Raw genomic sequence first — 16,025 nt, forward strand, 5'->3', positions numbered from 1 at the left:
GAGGGTGAAACCACCGCGCTTATTGCGGGCAATCGGTGAGCTTAAGGGCCAACCATGGTCGCATTCGAAGCAATTGGTGATACACCAATGTCCAATTGAGAACAGTATGTCCATATCTGAACACTTTATGATAACGCCTTTTAAACAATAAATCTGATAATGATTTGATATTCAGATAGCTGTCTAAATGGCACGCGGCTTGGCAATACCTGTAGGAATATCCCTTATTCCTGCACAAAAATGGACAGAGCCATAGCCCCTTCAATCCAAGCCCAACGCAAGCGGCAGCGCTGGCTCCTGGGCGCTGGCGCATTGGTACTAGTGTTGGCCACGATACTGGCCTTCCGCACGGTTTTGAAACCCAGCATCCGTCGAGGCGATGTGCTGATGGCCGTCGTAGCAATTGGCGATGTAGAAGCCTCGCTAACTGCGGCGGGCACAATTATTCCCGGCCGCGAAGCCGTCATCACCAGCCCCATTCAAAGCACCATCAGCCGCGTGATGGTAGCGGTGGGCGCCCGCGTTCAGCCCAATGAAACCATTCTGGAGTTGGACAAAGAGCTGGCTAATTCGTCGCTGGCTAAGCTGAGCGATGAGCAGCTCCGCAACCAAAACAAGAACTCTCAGCTGCAACTCAGCCTGGAGCGCAGCCTTAACGACCTGCGGGCCCAGGCCGAAGTGCAGGCGGTGAAGGTGCGCAGCCTGCAGTCGGCCCTGCGCGACGAGCAGCAACTGTTGCAAATAGGCGGCGGCACGGCCGAGAACGTGCGCCAGGCCGAGCTCAACCTCACCGTGGCGCAGCTGGAAGCCCAGCGCCTGGCCCGCCAGATTCAAACCCAACAGCGCTTGAACCAAGCCGATGTGCGCGAGTTGGGCTACACGGTTTCGATGCAGCAGCGCAGCATTTCGGAGCTTGCCACCAAGCTGCGGCAAGCCAACATCAGCAGCCAGCAGGCGGGCGTGCTGACCTGGGTAAATGAGAACATTGGCACCACAGTGCAGGCCGGCGACCCTCTGGCCCGCGTGGCCGACCTGAGTAGCTTCCGGGTGCGGGCCACGATTTCGGACACCTACGCCGATGCCCTGCACCAAGGCGACCCGGTGGTTGTGCGCATCAACGAAACCGACCTGCGCGGCACCGTGACCAACATCAGCCCCGCCGTGGAAAAAGGAGTGGTGACCTTTTATGCGCAGCTCGACAACCCGCGTCACCCCGCGCTGCGGCCCAACCTGCGGGCCGATGTGTTTGTGGTGACCCGGGCCCACCGTGGCGTGCTGCGCCTGAAAAACGGCCCGTTTTACCAGGGCGGCAAAGAGCAGCCGGTGTTTGTGGTGAAGGATGGCCGGGCCGTGCGGCGCACCGTGCGCTTCGGCGACAGCAACTTCGATTTTGTGCAGATACTGGGCGGCCTGCAGGTCGGCGATGAAGTGGTGGTGTCGGACATGAAAGAGCACCTGGAAACTCGTGAACTCATTGTCAAAGACTAAGGCGGCCCAGCGATGAAAACACTTATTCTCTTCGTAGCGACACTCCTGGGGCTTGCTTGCCGGCCCGCGGCGGCCCAATTACCAACCGGCGGCCTCACCCTAGACGAGGTAATCGCGCGGGCGCTCACTAACTCGGCAGTGGGCCAGCAAGCTTTCACCACCCGCGAAATCAGCTACTGGACTTGGCGCGGCTTCCAGGCCAACTACCGGCCTCAGTTGGGCTTGCAGGGCACGCTGCCCAATTTCAGCCGGGCCATTACACCAGTAGTGCAGCCCGATGGCACCACCAGCTTCCAGTCTGTTCGCATCAACAACTCGGATTTGGGCCTGACCATGAGCCAAAACATTGGCCTGACGGGCGGGCAGATATTTGTGGGCTCGGTGGTGCAGCGCTTCGACGACTTTAACGGCCAGCTGCGGCGCTACAACAACCAGCCTTTTACGCTGGGCCTCACCCAACCGCTGGGGCAGTTCAACGGGCTGCGCTGGGCCCGCCGCATCGAGCCCCTGCGCTACCAGGAAAGCCAGCGGCAGTACGTGGAAGAGCGCGAAACCATAGCCCAGCGCGTCACGGAGCTGTATTTTGATGTGCTGCTGCAGCAGGTGAACGCCGAAGTAGCCCGCCAAAACGCTGCCGCCACCGCCGAGTTGCTGCGCATTGGCCAGGAGCGGTACCAGCTGGGCCGGCTTTCGCAGAGCGACTTGCTACAGCTGGAACTGAACCTGCTGGATGCCCGCCAAGCCCAGAACCAGGCCCAGCTCAACGCTCAGAATGCCACGGTGGAAATGCAGGCCTACACTGGCATGGCCGAGGCGCCGCCGCTGGTGGTGCCCGCTTCGGCGCCCCTGCCCACCGTGCTGCCCACCCAGGCGCTGGAAGAGGCCCGACGAAACCGCAGCACCACGCTCAGCTTCCGGCGCCGGCTGCTGCAAGCCGAGCGCGACGTGGCCCAGGCCCGCGGCACCACTGGTTTCCGGGCCACGCTCACGGCCAACATGGGCTATGTCAACCAGGCGCAGAGCTTCGGAGAAACCTATAATAACCTGCAAAACCAGCAGCAGGTCGGCTTGGTGTTTTCGATGCCGTTGGTGGACTGGGGCCGCCAGAAATCCATCATAAAAACTGCCGAGCTTGCCCGCGAGCAAGTGCAGCGCACCGTGGCCCAGGAAGAGCAGAGCTTCGAGCAGATTGTGCTCGCCCAGGCTGGCCAGCAAGCGGCCCTCAGCGAGCAGCTGCGCCTGGCTGGCCGGGCCGACTCGTTGGCCCAGCGCCGCTACGACATTGCCCGTGCTACCTACCTACTGGGCCGCATCAGCCTAACCGATTTGAGTCTGGCTACGCTGGCCAAGGACGGCGCCAAGCAAGCCTATATTTTCGCGCTGCGGGCGTGCTGGGTGGCGCATTTCCGCCTGCGCGCCCTCACGCTGTACGACTTTGAAAAACAGGCGCCCATCGTCGCCAACCGCTGATTTCGACTACGTTTTCGCCCGCGCTTTTCTCGCCTTTTCTGCATCTTTCGCTTTCTGCTCCCTTCATCTTTTTCTCATGGAAAATCTGCTCGCTACTTCGATTGACACCCGCACCCAGCCGCCCCTGACTGACCCGAAGGCCACCACGCCGGTGCTCAAGCTTACCAACATCGAGAAGGTGTACCAGACCGCCACCATCGAAACAGTGGCGCTAAACCAAGTGAACCTCACCATCAACCGTGGCGAGTTTGTGTCCATCATGGGGCCGTCGGGCTGCGGCAAGTCCACGCTGCTGAGTTTGATGGGCCTGCTCGACGAGCCCACCAGCGGTACCATAGAAGTGGATGGCCGGCCGGTGCAGTCGTATTCTGATAAAGAATTGGCGGGGCTGCGCAACCTGAAAATTGGCTTCGTGTTCCAGAGCTACCACCTCATAAATGACCTGTCGGTGCTCGACAACGTGGAGCTGCCCCTGCTGTACCGGCCCAAGCTGAGCGGGAAAGAGCGCCGGCAGCGCGCCGTGGCGGCCCTCGACAAAGTAGGCCTCAGCGCCCGCACCGGGCACTTCCCCAGCCAGCTTTCGGGCGGGCAGCGGCAGCGGGTGGCCATTGCCCGGGCCCTGGTGGGTGGCCCCGAAATCATTCTGGCCGACGAACCCACCGGCAACCTCGACTCGGTGATGGGGGAAGAGATTATGGACCTGCTGATGGGTCTGAACAAAAGCGAAGGCGTGACCATCGTGATGGTGACCCACGACGAGCAACAAGCTCTGAAGACCGGCCGCGTGGTGCGCTTTTTCGATGGCAGCCAGGTGGGCTGAGCTCAGCTCGCCATACCTAACCAGCTCAGCCTGATATTCTTTTTTCTGCTCACTACCTATTACCCAAAGCCATGCTGCTCTCTTACCTGAAAATAGCTTGGAAGGTGCTTCTGCGCCGAAAGTTCTTCACTTTCATCAGCCTATTTGGGGTCAGCTTTACGCTGATGATTTTGCTGGTGGTGATGGCCATGTTCGACCACTTGGTAGGGCCGAGTACTCCCACCAAGCGCATTGACCGGATGCTTTTTGTGAACAGCATCCGCCACCAGATGACAGACGAACATGGCTGGATGAACATGCCGGCCAGCGTCCACTTCGTGGACAGCTACGTGCGAAAGTTGAAAACCCCCGAAAAAGTGGGCATTATCACGGCTTCCTCCAATGCCACAGCATTCACTAAGAGCAAGTTGATGCCGCTCGACCTTTCGTACACCGATGGCAGCTTCTGGCAAATCATGGACTATGATTTCCTGGGGGGGCGGGCCTTCACCGAGGCCGAAGTAAAAAGCGCCCAGCACGTGTGCGTGCTGAACGAAGCCACCGCTCGCGGCTACTTCGGCACTGCCGACGTGGTGGGCCGCACCATCGAAATTGACCTGAAGCGCTACCGGATAGCAGGCGTGGTGCGTAACGTGTCGGCCGCGCACGTGTATGCTTACGCCGACGTGTGGGTGCCCTTCACCCTGAGTCCGCTGTATTACAAGGACAACCGCCTCAGCGGCGAGTTTGTGGTGGTGATGCTGGCGCCTTCGGCCGCGGCTGTGCCCGCCGTGCGTGACGAATACCGCCAGATGATGCGACGGGTAGACATTCCCAATCCCAAGGAGGTAAAAGCCATTTTTTCTTACGCCGACCCCGTTTTGGCGAGCTTCACCCGTCCCATGCTCAGCCACCAAGACCAGACCGTTGACGACGACAACCTAGATGCTTTCTACCTGATAGTTGGCGCCCTGGCGCTCCTGTTTATGCTGCTGCCGGCCCTGAACTTGGTGAACCTGAACGTGACGCGCATTCTGGAGCGCTCAGGCGAGATTGGGGTGCGCAAAGCTTTCGGCGCGGCGGGCCGCGACTTGGTAGGTCAGTTTTTGGTGGAGAACGTGGTGCTGGCCCTGGTGGGCGGCCTGTTGGGCCTGGGGCTGGCCGCTGGCGCGCTGGCGCTTGTCAACAACACCCACCCCATTGCCTACGCCCACTTCTCGCTGAGTTGGCGAGTATTTGGCTGGGGCATGCTGCTCACGCTGCTTTTTGGGCTGATGAGCGGCGTATACCCCGCCTGGAAAATGTCGCGCCTTAACCCTGTAGACGCCCTGCGCGGCGGAGGCGACCAGAAATAATAGGGGGAGGAGGCAGGTGAATGCGGGGGCAGGAGGGGCAACGATGCTTTTACCTCCTGCTCTCTCGGCTCGCTTCACCTTCTTATCACCATGACCTTTTGCCAGCACACTCACCTGCTCTAATTTTCCGATAATCATGCTACGCCACTTGTTCACACTCATCTGGAATCGCAAGCGGGCCAATCTGCTGCTCATCTCCGAAATTTTCTTCTCCTTCGTGGTGCTGTTTGGGGTGGGCGCGGTGCTCATCACCACTGCCAAAAACTACTTGGCGCCGCACGGTTTCAACTACGAGCAGGTGTGGCGGCTGCAGGTGCGCGCTGGCCAAGGCCTTAAAATGCCCCGCGCCGAGTTAGACGACGTGCTGCGCCAGGTGAAAGCCCTGCCCGGCGTCCAAACCGTGGCCCTCACCAGCGGCAACGTGCCCTTCATCTTTAACACCAACAATTCGGTTTTTAGCTATAAGGGCAAGCAGTCGCCGATAAGTAACGTGTACGACGCCGACGACCACTATGCCGCGGCCATGCAGCTGCAGCTGCGCGAGGGCCGCTGGTTTGCGCCGAGCGACGACGGGAGCAACCACCGTCCCGTGGTCATCAGCCAGGACTTACGCGAAAACCTGTTTGGGGACGAGCCTGCCTTAGGCAAAATCTTCACTTACAGCACACCGGGCAAAAACATCAAGCCCGAAGACGAATTCCTGGTGATGGGCGTAGTGGACAACGTTCGTATGGAAAGCGACTTCTCGGCCTCCATTCCTTCGGTGTGGAAGCGCCTCATTCCCTACGACACCACTCACTGGGAAACGGCCAACGTGCTGGTTCGCGTGACCCCGGGCTCAGGTGGCGAACTGCAGGAGAAAATAGCCCGCACCGTGGCCAGTGTCACCCGCCAATGGACCACCGAAGTGCGCGTGATGGATGATGACCGCATCAACCGGCGTCGCTATACGCTGGTGCCGGTGGTGGGGCTGGCCATCGTCGGACTGTTTCTCATCATCAACGTGGCACTGGGGCTGTTTGGGGTGCTGTGGTACAACATCAGCCAGCGCCGGGCCGAGATTGGCCTGCGCCGGGCCATGGGCGCCACCAGCGCGGGCATCGGCTGGCAGTTTTTGGGCGAGATGATGGTGGTGACCACTTTTGGGGTCTTTTTGGGCGGGTTGCTGGTGGTCCAGTTCCCCCTGCTCCACGCGTTCGACCTGCCGGCGCAGCCGTACTTGCTGGCCATTGCGGCGGCCACGGGCACCGTGTATTTTATCACGGCGCTCTGCGCGTGGCAGCCCAGCCGGCTGGCGGCTGCCATTCATCCCGCGGTTGCGCTGCGGGAAGAGTGAGGCTGACCTGTGCGGGCCTGTTCCCCACGGGGCTGGCCCTTTTGGCCCAATGTGGCCTCCCTTGTGAGAATGGACCAGCATTCGGCCCGCCATAGTGCTGCGCGAATAATGGTGGGCGGGAAGTAATGTCTTGTTGGTCAAAGGGTAATAATGAATTAGTGCTTCTCTTGGTAAGTAGGCAACCCTATTCCTGAGATGCGCATCTGTGTTGCTGAACACAAGCTTATTACACACTTCACCTTTCACACCTTTTTTATGAAAAATCTGACCACCCTCGCCCTACTCTGGCTGCTGGCCCTGGTGCCCGCCCTGGCCCAAACCCCTCCCGAAACCCGCTCCGTGGGCACATTCAAATCCATAGAAGTAAGTAGCGGCATCGAGCTGAACCTGGTGGCAGGCCAGCCCCAGCGCGTGGACGTGAGCGCCGAGACGCCGGAGCTGCGTGAACGCATCAAAACCGAAGTGCGCGATGGCGTGCTCAAAATCAGCTTCGACCGCAAGTTGAGCGAAATGTTAGGCAAGAACAACTTCGTGAAAAACCTGCGCGTGAAGGTGACCGCCGCCTCGCTCACGGCTCTGAGCGCTAGTAGCGGCAGCATCGTCACAGTGGCAGGGCCATACGCCACCGAAACGCTGAAACTTGACGTCTCGTCGGGCGCGGTGCTCAAGGCCAACTTCACGGCTACGTCCCTGGAGGCGCAAGTGAGCAGTGGCGGCGTGGCCACCGTGGCGGGCAAAATCCAGCGCCTCGATGTGCGCTCTTCCAGTGGCGGCGTGTTTAAAGGTGCTGATTTGCAGGCTGCCCGGTGCGAGGCTTCGGCATCGAGCGGTGGAACCATTGCGGTGGCCGTGCAGGAAACGCTTGCGGCCAAGGCTTCGAGCGGCGGTGAGGTGCGCTACAGCGGCTCGCCCTCTGTGAGCAAAAACACCAGCTCCGGCGGCAGCGTCCGGGGCCGCTAGAGGCCAATTTTCAGTAGCGCGAACTTTGCAGTTCGTGTCCCCGCGCCAGTGCCGGCGTTTGATTAATCGTGCGGAGACGCGTACTGCAAAGTTCGCGCTACGGCCCTCGACCCCGTCATTTTTCCCGTCCTTCGCACCTTTCCCTTCTCTGCAATCATGTTCCTCATTGTCGACGATGACATCGCCGTGCGGACGTCACTCAAGCTGCTTCTGAAGCAGGCTGGCTACCCCGCGCAAGCTGTGGCTACGCCCGCCGAGGCCCTGGCCGTGGCGCGCGAAAAACGGCCCCAGCTGGTGCTCATGGACATGAACTTCTCGCTGGCCACTACTGGGGAAGATGGCTTGGTCCTGCTGCGCCAAGTAAAGCAGCTCGCGCCGCGGGTGCCGGTCATCCTTATCACGGGCTGGGGCTCCATTGGCCTAGCCGTGGAGGGCATGAAAGCCGGCGCCGCCGAATTTGTGACCAAGCCTTGGCACAACGACGCCCTGCTTCAGACCATTCGCACGGTGCTAGGCCTGCACGAGAACCCCGAGTCCGGTTCTGCCGAAACTGCCAGTGCCACTACCCGCCGCCAGCTCGATAAGCAGTACCAGTTTGCTGACATTGTGGGCCAGGACGCCCAATTGCTGAACGTGTTGCGCCAAGTGGGGCAGGTGGCCCGCACCGATGCGTCGGTGCTGATTGAGGGCGAAAGCGGTACCGGCAAGGAGCTCATTGCCGAAGCCATTCACCGCAACAGCCACCGCCGCGGGCAGCCGTTTGTGAAGGTGAACCTGGGCGGCATCTCGTCGTCACTTTTTGAAAGCGAGATGTTCGGCCACCGCCGCGGCGCCTTCACCGACGCCAAGGCCGACCGCCTGGGTCGCTTCGAGATGGCCAACGGCGGCACCATTTTCCTGGATGAGATTGGCGAGCTGGAGTTGGCCAGCCAGGTGAAGCTGCTGCGCGTACTGCAAGACCGCACCTACGAAGTACTGGGCGACAGCAAGCCCCGCCGCCTCAACATCCGCGTCATTGCTGCCACCAACCGCAACTTGGCCGAGATGGTGGCCCAGGGCCGCTTCCGCGAAGACTTGTTCTACCGCATCAACCTCATCACGGTGCGCCTGCCGGCCCTGCGCGAGCGGCCCCAGGACATTCCGCTGCTAACCCAGCACTTCATTGGCCAGCTGCGCACCACCTACCAGCGCCCGGCCCTGAAGGTGAGCGCCCGCGCCCTGCACTGGCTTAGCGAACAGCTGTTGCCAGGCAATATCCGCGAGCTGAAAAACTTGGTGGAGCGCGCCGTCCTCGTGAGCGGCAAAGACGAGCTGGGTCCCGAAGACTTCCACGTTAATGCGCTGCCAGGCACGGCCTCGCGCCAGTCTGCCAGCTCATCCGAGGCGGGCGAATTCCCCGCTCCTGGCACTATGACGCTCGAAGAGCTTGAAGCGCACATGATTCGGCAGGCGCTGAGTCATTACGATGGCAACATCAGCCGGGTAGCCCGGGCGCTGGGCCTGAGCCGGGGGGCCTTGTACCGGAGGCTGGAAAAGCATGCCATTCCCTTCGACACAGCCGAGTAGGGCCGGCTACTGGTGCTGGCGCGCCAACCTCTTCTTTTTGGCGATTTCACGACATGACGCTTCGCACCCAATTTCTTCTGTTTGTTGTCATCATTCATACCGTGCTTATTGGGCTGGCGGCGCAGCTTCGCCTCACCAGCCCGGTGCTGTTTGTGACGGCGGAAGTACTGTTGCTGGTGAGCATAGTGCTTACAGTGCAGCTGTATCGGGGATTTGTGCGGCCGTTTCAGCTCATCGCTGCGGGCACCACAGCCATCCAGGCCAAAGACTTCTCCATGAAGTTTGTGCCCGTGGGCCAGCGCGAGATGGACCAGCTCATCACCGTGTACAACCAGATGATTGACGCTCTGCGGCGCGAACGGGTGAGCCAGCACGAAAAAAGCTTCCTGCTCGAGCGCCTCATTCAGGCTTCGCCGGCCGGCATGCTTATCCTAGACTTCGACGGCCGAATTGAAGGCGTCAACGCTGCGGCCGAACGGTTTTTAGAACAACCGGCCGCCCAGCTGCTGGGCCAGCTGCCAGCCGAGCTGCCCGGCGCCTGGGGTCCGGCCCTGGCTGCCCTCACCGAAAACCAGCCCCAGGCCCTGCGCCTCTCCGGCCTGCAGACCTACCGGGCCCACGCTGCCCATTTCCTAGACCGGGGCTTTACCAGGCGCTTCCTCGTGCTAGAGGAGCTGACTCAGGAGCTGATTCAACAGGAAAAGCAGGCCTACAGCAAGCTGATTCGGATGATGTCGCACGAAATCAACAATTCCATTGGCGCTATCAACTCCATTCTGCACAGCTTTCACCACTACGCCCCGCAACTTGACCCGGCCGACCAACCCGATTTCACGCAGGCCCTCGACGTGAGCATCACGCGCAACACCCAGCTGGCCAACTTCATTGCCAATTTTGCACACCTGGTTCGGTTGCCAGTTCCTGTGCTTCAACCCACCGACCTGCACGCTTTGCTGCGCAGCATTTGCCGGCTACTGCAGCCCCAGAGCGAGGAGCGGCGCATTCGCTGGCACCTGGAGCTGCCCGCCACGCCGCTGGTGCTTCCCCTCGATGCCCAGCAGCTAGAGCAAGCCTTGCTCAACATCGCCAAGAATGCTTTAGAGGCCATTGGGCATGATGGCAACATTTGGGTGCGCACTACATCTCAGCCGCCCACAATTACCATAAAAAACGACGGTCCTGGCTTAAGTCCTGAGGTCAGCCAGCGGCTATTCACTCCTTTTTTCAGTACCAAGCGCGATGGGCAGGGCATCGGCCTCACGCTGGTGAGGGATATTCTACTTGCTCACGGCTTCGCCTTCCACTTGCGTACCAGAACCGATGGCCGCACTGAGTTCTCAATTCAAATGAGTCAGTTTAATGAAAAACAACATTTGAGTTAAAAGGCATAAATAAACAGGGTGGTAATGGAGGGTTGATGCCTAATTATTGAAGAAATAGCTTGTGAAAGAAGGGGGTGTTTAAAATTAAGTGTAATTTAGTGGTCAGAACCCTGCTAAATCTATGCTGATTATGACTCGCAAACAGTACTTAGCTTCAACTTGCCTTGCTGTCCTCATGATTGTGGCATTGGTTGCGGCGCTGGTGCCGCAAGACCACCCCGATGCCAAGCCTGATGCCTTCATTGCCGCCGATTTGGCCTGGATGCTCACCGCCTCCGGGCTGGTGCTCTTCATGGTGCCTGGGCTGGCTTTTTTCTACGGCGGCATGGTCAGTAAGCGCAGCGTCATCTCCACCATGCTGCAAAGCTTTATCTCGCTGGGTGTGATATCGGTGCTGTGGTATGTGGTGGGTTTCTCTTTGGCGTTTGGCGAGAGCATCGGCGGCGTCATTGGCAACCCCATGACGTTCCTGCTTTTCAACCACGTGGGTACGGCCCCGCATCCGCGCCTGGCCCCCAATTTGCCGTTGGTGCTGTACGCGGCCTTCCAACTGAAGTTTGCCATTATCACGCCCGCCCTCATCAGCGGGGCCTTCGCCGAGCGGATACGTTTCTGGGGCTACTTGTTGTTCATCAGCCTGTTTAGCCTAATTATCTACTGCCCGCTGGCGCATTGGACCTGGCACCCTGATGGGTTCTTGTTTAAGTGGGGCGTATTGGACTTTGCAGGTGGCACGGTGGTGCACATCTCGGCAGGCTTTGCCGCGCTGGCCGGCGCCCTGGCACTGGGCCGGCGCGAAGCGCACAAGGCAGGCCATCAGCATATTCCGGTCAACATTCCGTTTGTGCTGCTGGGCACCGGCTTGCTGTGGTTTGGTTGGTTTGGCTTCAATTCCGGGTCAGCTTTGGCTGCCAACACGGTGGCTGTGCAGGCGTTCTTCACCACGCACATGGCCTCGGCAGCGGCCATGCTCACCTGGATGCTCATTGAAGCAGTGCGCGGGCAGCGGCCGTCGGCCGTCGGCGCGGCAATAGGGGCAGTGGTGGGCCTGGTGGCCATTACGCCGGCCGCAGGCTACGTGAGCTACGGCCCCGCTCTGTTTATCGGCGCTAGTGCGGCAGCCATTAGCGCCTGGGCCGTGGCCATGAAAAACCGGACCACCCTCGACGACACCCTCGACGTATTTCCCTGCCACGGCGTGGGCGGCATTGTGGGCATGATAATGACGGCCGTTTTTGCCAAAGAAGGCGGACTCATCACGGGCTCGCCCACTCTGTTTCTCCATCACATAGGGGCGCTGGCTTTTGTTTCCGTCTTCACCTTCGGCGGCTCTTTCCTGCTCTACAAGTTCACAAACCTGCTCATCCCCATTCGGGTAAATGCCCGCCACGAGGCCGATGGCCTCGATGTGAGCCAGCACGGCGAAACGATGACCCCGGCCCATGACCCGCTGCCCGTGGCACCAGAGCGCTACATCACATCTGAGCCGCTAACCATAAGCAATGGCCAATTGCAGGCAAGCAACTGGTCGCTGGCCTCCAACGCGTAGTTATGCGCAGCTAGGTTCCGATTACAAAAACCGTCGGAATCTTGTGCAACTCCGGGACCGGCAGGCGGCGCCAGTCGGCCACCGGCAGGGTCTTGATAAATTCACCGGCTCCCGTCACGTCGGCCGCTACGCAAAGGCGGGTGCCAGGCTGCAGGTGAGCCAGCAAATCAGCAAACAGGGCTCCGTTGCGGTAGGGTGTCTCAATAAACAGCTGCGACTGTTGCCGCTGCTGGGCCTCGCGCTCCAGCGTTTTGATGGCAGCCACGCGCGGTGCCTTCTCTATGGGCAGGTAGCCGTGAAAGGCAAACTGCTGCCCATTTAGCCCCGAAGCCATCAGAGCCAACAGCAACGACGAGGGGCCTACCAGCGGCACTACGCGCAAGCCCTGCCGGTGGGCCTCGCGCACCAGCGCAGCGCCTGGGTCGGCAATGCCAGGGCAACCGGCTTCGCTGAGAATGCCGGCGTCCAATCCTTCTTTCACCAGGGGCACCAGGGCGGCCCGCACTTCGGCATCTGTGCTGTCTTTGTCGATGACGGTGAACCGGATTTCCTCAATGACGCGGTGCGGGGCCACGCTTTTCACAAAGCGGCGGGCCGTACGGGCGTTCTCAACCAGAAAGTAGGGGAGGGCCGCGACGGCGGCCACTACCTGCGGCGGCAGCACTTGGGGGGCGGTGTCGTCGGCGAGGGGCGTAGGGAGGAGGTACAGGGTAGCAGGCATGGGAGCGGGTAAGAGTGCACAAAGGAACGGCGCCGCGGCTTGCCGCTGCCGTGGCCGAACCACCCGCGGGCCGGCGCGTAGGTAGAGGGCGTCCCTTCAGCCTCCTTGCTCGTGCCCGATACTTCTCGTTCCAGCCGCCTGCCGCTTTACCTGTCGCTGTCCATTATTGCGCCGCTGGTGGGCGCCTACTTTTTATGGCCCGCTTTCCAGCTGGGCGTGCAGGAGGGCTGGGCCGTGCTGCGCACCGGCGACCAAGCTAAGGTAGCCGCCTGGGTAGCGAAGTTCGGGTACTGGGGGCCGGTGCTGGTGGTGGCCGTCATGGTCGCCCAGATGTTTCTGATTGTCATCAACAACGCCCTGCTGATACTGGTGTCGGTGCTGGCCTACGGACCGTGGTGGGGTGCCCTACTGGCGTGGGTGGGTGTGCTCACCGCCTCCAGCGTGGGCTATTGGCTGGGTCGTAGCCTGGGGGAGCCCGTAGTGCAGCGTATGCTGGGCGAGAAAAGTGAGAAAAAAGTAGCTGGCTTTGTGGAGCAGTACGGCCTGGGAGCGGTGGCGGTGGCCCGGCTGACGCCCGTGGTGTCCAACGATGCCATCAGCTTTGTGGCCGGGGCCATGCGCATGGGCTATTTCCGGTTTGTGGGCGTGACGGGCGTCGCTATTCTTCCGCTTATTGGGCTGCTCGCCTATTTGGGCCAGGACAGCCAGCGCCTCAAAACCGGCCTGCTGTGGGTGTCGGGCGTGGGCCTGATGCTTTTTGGTTGCTACATCTGGTGGACCAAAACCCGCAAAAATGCGGACCGCCCGGTGCCGGACGGTCCGTTGAACTGAGCAGTTCGACTTTCGACTTAAGGACGTGTCAGTCTCTTGGGCTTGGAAAGTATCATGAAGCTGGGAGCCGGCGGTACCTCTTTTAGTAGCTGGGTGTCAGTCAGGCCCAAGGGCTCAACTCCACCGCCTGGGCTCGAGGTGGAGATGCTCTGGCTTACTGGGTAGGTCTGAGCGGTAAGGGCAGGGTCTTGCGGCAGCGGAAGTTGCTGGTTGGTAGTCGTGCCATCGCCAAGCTGACCAAATCCGTTGCAGCCCCAGGTGCAAAGCTGGTTATCGGTGGTGTAAGCCAGCGAGTGAAATCCTCCACTCACAATCCGGGCCCATTTGGCCGAAGCAGAACCCTGTGGCATTGACACAAGCACTGGTTGCAGCTGCCGGGTGGTGCTGCCATCGCCCAATTGGCCCGCGCAGTTGTTGCCCCAGGCTACCAGGCGGCCGTCGGTGCTCAACGCCAGGGAGTGGAAATCGCCCGCCGCTACTTGTGCCCAAGCTACGCGAGCGAGGCGGCGGGGCAGCTGCAGCGGCTCGGGCAGGGTGCGGACGATGGTTTGGTCGTTGGCGAGCTGGCCATACCGATTCGAGCCCCAGGTATAAATCCGGCCCTCTTTGGTTACGGCCAGGGTATGGGAGCGCCCCGCCGAAACGTGAGCCCAGCGAAGGGGGGCAGTTTCTCGGGAGGGCCCCACGGCCACGGGCACCGGCGTGCTCATGGTGGAGCCGTTGCCCAGCTGGCCGCAGTCGTTATTGCCCCAGGCATAGAGGCGGCCATCGGCGGTGAGGGCCAGGGTGTGGCCATTGCCCGCAGCTACGTAGGCCCACGTAGAGTTGGCAGCGCTCAGCGGCAGTGGCACTTCCACGGGCTGGGTGAGGCTGCGGCGGTAGCCGGTGCCCAACTGGCCAGTAGCGTTGTGGCCCCAGGCCAGCAGGTGGCCGTCGGCCGTGAGGGCCAGGGAGTGCGAGGTGCCCGCGGCAACCTGCTTCCAGGTGGCTTTGGCAAAAGCCGGAGGCAGGGATACGGCCACTGGGCGTGCGTGCGATTCATTTGAGCCGGTGCCCAACTGGCCAGCGGCATTGCTGCCCCAGGCGTAGAGGCGGCCGTCGGTGGTCACCGCCAAGGTGTGCGAGGTGCCGGTCGCTACTTGTGTCCAGCGCGTAGCCGGGTTCTGGGTATTTACCTGCACGGGCGTTGAACTGTGCCTGGTGGTGCCGTTGCCAAGCTGCCCTTCGTAGTTGATGCCCCACATCCAGAGGCTGCCGTCAGGCTTGATGGTAGCCGAGTGGTTGGTGCTGGCTGCTAATGGGTTGGCTGTGGTTTGAGCCGTGGCGGCCCCGGCACTGAAGAGCAGGCACAGCCCGCCCCACAGAGGGATTGATTTGAATTGCATGATGTTTTGCAGAAAAGAAGTGAGAAGTTTTTTGTCTCCTAGGCCAGACATGGCGAAAGATGCTGGCTCTCGAACAACCGTTGTCTGAAGACAAGAAAATATTTCACAAAACTGCTTTTCTGCCACGCAAAGGGCAAAAAAAAATAGCAGCCCCACCAAAACGGGGCTGCTATTGACTCAACACTCGAGCTTACAGCTTGTTGCTAGGTGCAAACAAGCTGAGCCATTGGTTGCTTACTGCTTCACAAACGCCTGAACTAACTGAAATACCTCTTCCGGCTTTTCAGCGTGCAGCCAGTGGCCGGCATCGACCACGGTTTCCACCTGCGAGTTGGGAAACAGAGCCGGAATGGAGTGCAGCTTGTCGTCGGCGGTTATGTAGTTCGACTTGCCGCCCCGCACAAACAGCGTGGGTTTGAGGAAGGGCTGCGCAGCCGTGATTTCCTCGCCTACCGCTTCCATGGATTCCGCCAGCACCTCCACATTGATGCGCCAGTCAAAGGAATTGTCTTCGCGGCGATAAAGGTTTTTGAGCAGAAACTGCCGCACGCCCGCTTGCGGAATGTGCTGAGCCATGGCCTCATCGGCCTGCTGGCGGCTCTCGAGCGTGGCGAGCGGCACGGCCAGAATGCCGGCAATGATGTCGTTCTGGTGCTCCATGTCGGAGAAACGCGGGGAAATGTCGAACACCAGCAAGCGGGCCAGCCGCTCGGGGTAGCTGAGGACGAAGCGCATGGCTACTTTGCCGCCCATGCTGTGGCCCATCAACGAAACGTCCTCGCCCAGGCCGAGGTGGTCGAACAGCGCCAGCACGTCCTGGGCCATCAGCTCGTAGCTGTGGTCGGTGCTTTGGAAAGAGCGGCCGTGGTTGCGCAAGTCCACGCTGATAACGCGCAGGCCCGCTTCGGTGGCCCAGCGTCGGCTCAGCGTTTGCCAGTTATCAAGCGTGCCAAACAAGCCGTGAAGGATAACCAAGGGCCGGCCCTGGCCTTGGTCGAGGTGGTGGAGGAGAGAAGACATAGAGGCAAAAATAGCAAAAGCCTCTCCGGCCGGGCTGGCAATTGCCGTGGGCGGATACCTAACTGCCAGCACACCTAAACGCCACTGTGTATAAAATTCGGGCATATCGGAAAAGAGTCCAGTCGCCGCAGGTTCGGCTCCGTACCTTTGCATAGCCCAATGG

13 protein-coding genes are annotated in these 16,025 nt (G+C 60.6%); 10 read left to right on the plus strand and 3 right to left on the minus strand.

From position 1 onward, the window contains the following. Nucleotides 1–240: 240 nt before the first annotated feature. The 9 genes from ACP7AJ_RS01840 (at nt 241) to ACP7AJ_RS01880 (ending at nt 11,905) form a co-directional block, all read left to right on the plus strand. Nucleotides 241–1,488 (plus strand): efflux RND transporter periplasmic adaptor subunit, encoded by a 1,248-nt coding sequence (locus tag ACP7AJ_RS01840; RefSeq protein ID WP_426058478.1) that lies wholly within the window; start codon nt 241–243, stop codon nt 1,486–1,488. Nucleotides 1,489–1,500: 12 nt separating this feature from the next. Beyond that, nucleotides 1,501–2,958 carry a TolC family protein gene (locus ACP7AJ_RS01845; protein ID WP_426058479.1) on the plus strand — a complete coding sequence of 486 codons (1,458 nt, stop codon included), beginning with the start codon at nt 1,501–1,503 and terminating at the stop codon, nt 2,956–2,958. Between the two features lie 151 nt (nt 2,959–3,109). Continuing rightward, nucleotides 3,110–3,778 (plus strand): ABC transporter ATP-binding protein, encoded by a 669-nt coding sequence (locus ACP7AJ_RS01850; protein WP_426058895.1) that lies wholly within the window; start codon nt 3,110–3,112, stop codon nt 3,776–3,778. A 71-nt stretch (nt 3,779–3,849) separates the two neighbouring features. After that, entirely contained in the window at nt 3,850–5,112 is a 1,263-nt protein-coding gene (locus ACP7AJ_RS01855) for an ABC transporter permease (protein WP_426058480.1), read from the plus strand. Nucleotides 5,113–5,248: 136 nt separating this feature from the next. Continuing rightward, nucleotides 5,249–6,448: an ABC transporter permease gene (locus tag ACP7AJ_RS01860; protein WP_426058481.1), complete on the plus strand. Its 1,200-nt coding sequence runs from the start codon at nt 5,249–5,251 to the stop codon at nt 6,446–6,448. A 255-nt stretch (nt 6,449–6,703) separates the two neighbouring features. Next, nucleotides 6,704–7,408 (plus strand): head GIN domain-containing protein, encoded by a 705-nt coding sequence (locus ACP7AJ_RS01865; protein ID WP_426058482.1) that lies wholly within the window; start codon nt 6,704–6,706, stop codon nt 7,406–7,408. 156 nt (nt 7,409–7,564) lie between these two features. Then, a complete protein-coding gene (locus tag ACP7AJ_RS01870; RefSeq protein ID WP_426058483.1) occupies nt 7,565–8,974 on the plus strand; it encodes a sigma-54-dependent transcriptional regulator in 1,410 nt (469 codons plus the stop codon). Between the two features lie 53 nt (nt 8,975–9,027). Continuing rightward, complete coding sequence (locus ACP7AJ_RS01875; protein WP_426058484.1) at nt 9,028–10,356, plus strand: sensor histidine kinase; 1,329 nt, start codon at nt 9,028–9,030, stop codon at nt 10,354–10,356. A 175-nt stretch (nt 10,357–10,531) separates the two neighbouring features. After that, nucleotides 10,532–11,905 (plus strand): ammonium transporter, encoded by a 1,374-nt coding sequence (locus tag ACP7AJ_RS01880; protein ID WP_426058485.1) that lies wholly within the window; start codon nt 10,532–10,534, stop codon nt 11,903–11,905. Between the two features lie 10 nt (nt 11,906–11,915). Here the strand turns inward: ACP7AJ_RS01880 and ACP7AJ_RS01885 are convergent, their stop codons facing one another. Beyond that, a complete protein-coding gene (locus ACP7AJ_RS01885) occupies nt 11,916–12,626 on the minus strand; it encodes an SAM-dependent methyltransferase (RefSeq protein ID WP_426058486.1) in 711 nt (236 codons plus the stop codon). Nucleotides 12,627–12,737: 111 nt separating this feature from the next. Between ACP7AJ_RS01885 and ACP7AJ_RS01890 the strand changes: the two genes are divergently transcribed. Next, nucleotides 12,738–13,457 carry a TVP38/TMEM64 family protein gene (locus ACP7AJ_RS01890; RefSeq protein WP_426058487.1) on the plus strand — a complete coding sequence of 240 codons (720 nt, stop codon included), beginning with the start codon at nt 12,738–12,740 and terminating at the stop codon, nt 13,455–13,457. Between the two features lie 17 nt (nt 13,458–13,474). Here the strand turns inward: ACP7AJ_RS01890 and ACP7AJ_RS01895 are convergent, their stop codons facing one another. Next, nucleotides 13,475–14,842: an RCC1 domain-containing protein gene (locus ACP7AJ_RS01895; protein ID WP_426058488.1), complete on the minus strand. Its 1,368-nt coding sequence runs from the start codon at nt 14,840–14,842 to the stop codon at nt 13,475–13,477. Between the two features lie 234 nt (nt 14,843–15,076). Then, nucleotides 15,077–15,862, minus strand: coding sequence for an alpha/beta fold hydrolase (locus ACP7AJ_RS01900; protein WP_426058489.1), 786 nt, complete (start codon nt 15,860–15,862; stop codon nt 15,077–15,079). Nucleotides 15,863–16,025: the final 163 nt, after the last annotated feature.

This window comes from Hymenobacter sp. B1770 (assembly GCF_049896385.1).
Lineage (GTDB): Bacteria > Bacteroidota > Bacteroidia > Cytophagales > Hymenobacteraceae > Hymenobacter.

What these genes read in the sequence shown, in the direction of transcription:
- ACP7AJ_RS01840 (WP_426058478.1), top strand. Translation starts at nt 241, where the DNA reads ATGGACAGAGCCATAGCCCCTTCAATCCAAGCCCAACGCAAGCGGCAG.
- ACP7AJ_RS01845 (WP_426058479.1), top strand. Translation starts at nt 1,501, where the DNA reads ATGAAAACACTTATTCTCTTCGTAGCGACACTCCTGGGGCTTGCTTGC.
- ACP7AJ_RS01855 (WP_426058480.1), top strand. Translation starts at nt 3,850, where the DNA reads ATGCTGCTCTCTTACCTGAAAATAGCTTGGAAGGTGCTTCTGCGCCGA.
- ACP7AJ_RS01860 (WP_426058481.1), top strand. Translation starts at nt 5,249, where the DNA reads ATGCTACGCCACTTGTTCACACTCATCTGGAATCGCAAGCGGGCCAAT.
- ACP7AJ_RS01865 (WP_426058482.1), top strand. Translation starts at nt 6,704, where the DNA reads ATGAAAAATCTGACCACCCTCGCCCTACTCTGGCTGCTGGCCCTGGTG.
- ACP7AJ_RS01870 (WP_426058483.1), top strand. Translation starts at nt 7,565, where the DNA reads ATGTTCCTCATTGTCGACGATGACATCGCCGTGCGGACGTCACTCAAG.
- ACP7AJ_RS01875 (WP_426058484.1), top strand. Translation starts at nt 9,028, where the DNA reads ATGACGCTTCGCACCCAATTTCTTCTGTTTGTTGTCATCATTCATACC.
- ACP7AJ_RS01880 (WP_426058485.1), top strand. Translation starts at nt 10,532, where the DNA reads ATGATTGTGGCATTGGTTGCGGCGCTGGTGCCGCAAGACCACCCCGAT.
- ACP7AJ_RS01885 (WP_426058486.1), bottom strand. Translation starts at nt 12,626, where the DNA reads ATGCCTGCTACCCTGTACCTCCTCCCTACGCCCCTCGCCGACGACACC.
- ACP7AJ_RS01895 (WP_426058488.1), bottom strand. Translation starts at nt 14,842, where the DNA reads ATGCAATTCAAATCAATCCCTCTGTGGGGCGGGCTGTGCCTGCTCTTC.
- ACP7AJ_RS01900 (WP_426058489.1), bottom strand. Translation starts at nt 15,862, where the DNA reads ATGTCTTCTCTCCTCCACCACCTCGACCAAGGCCAGGGCCGGCCCTTG.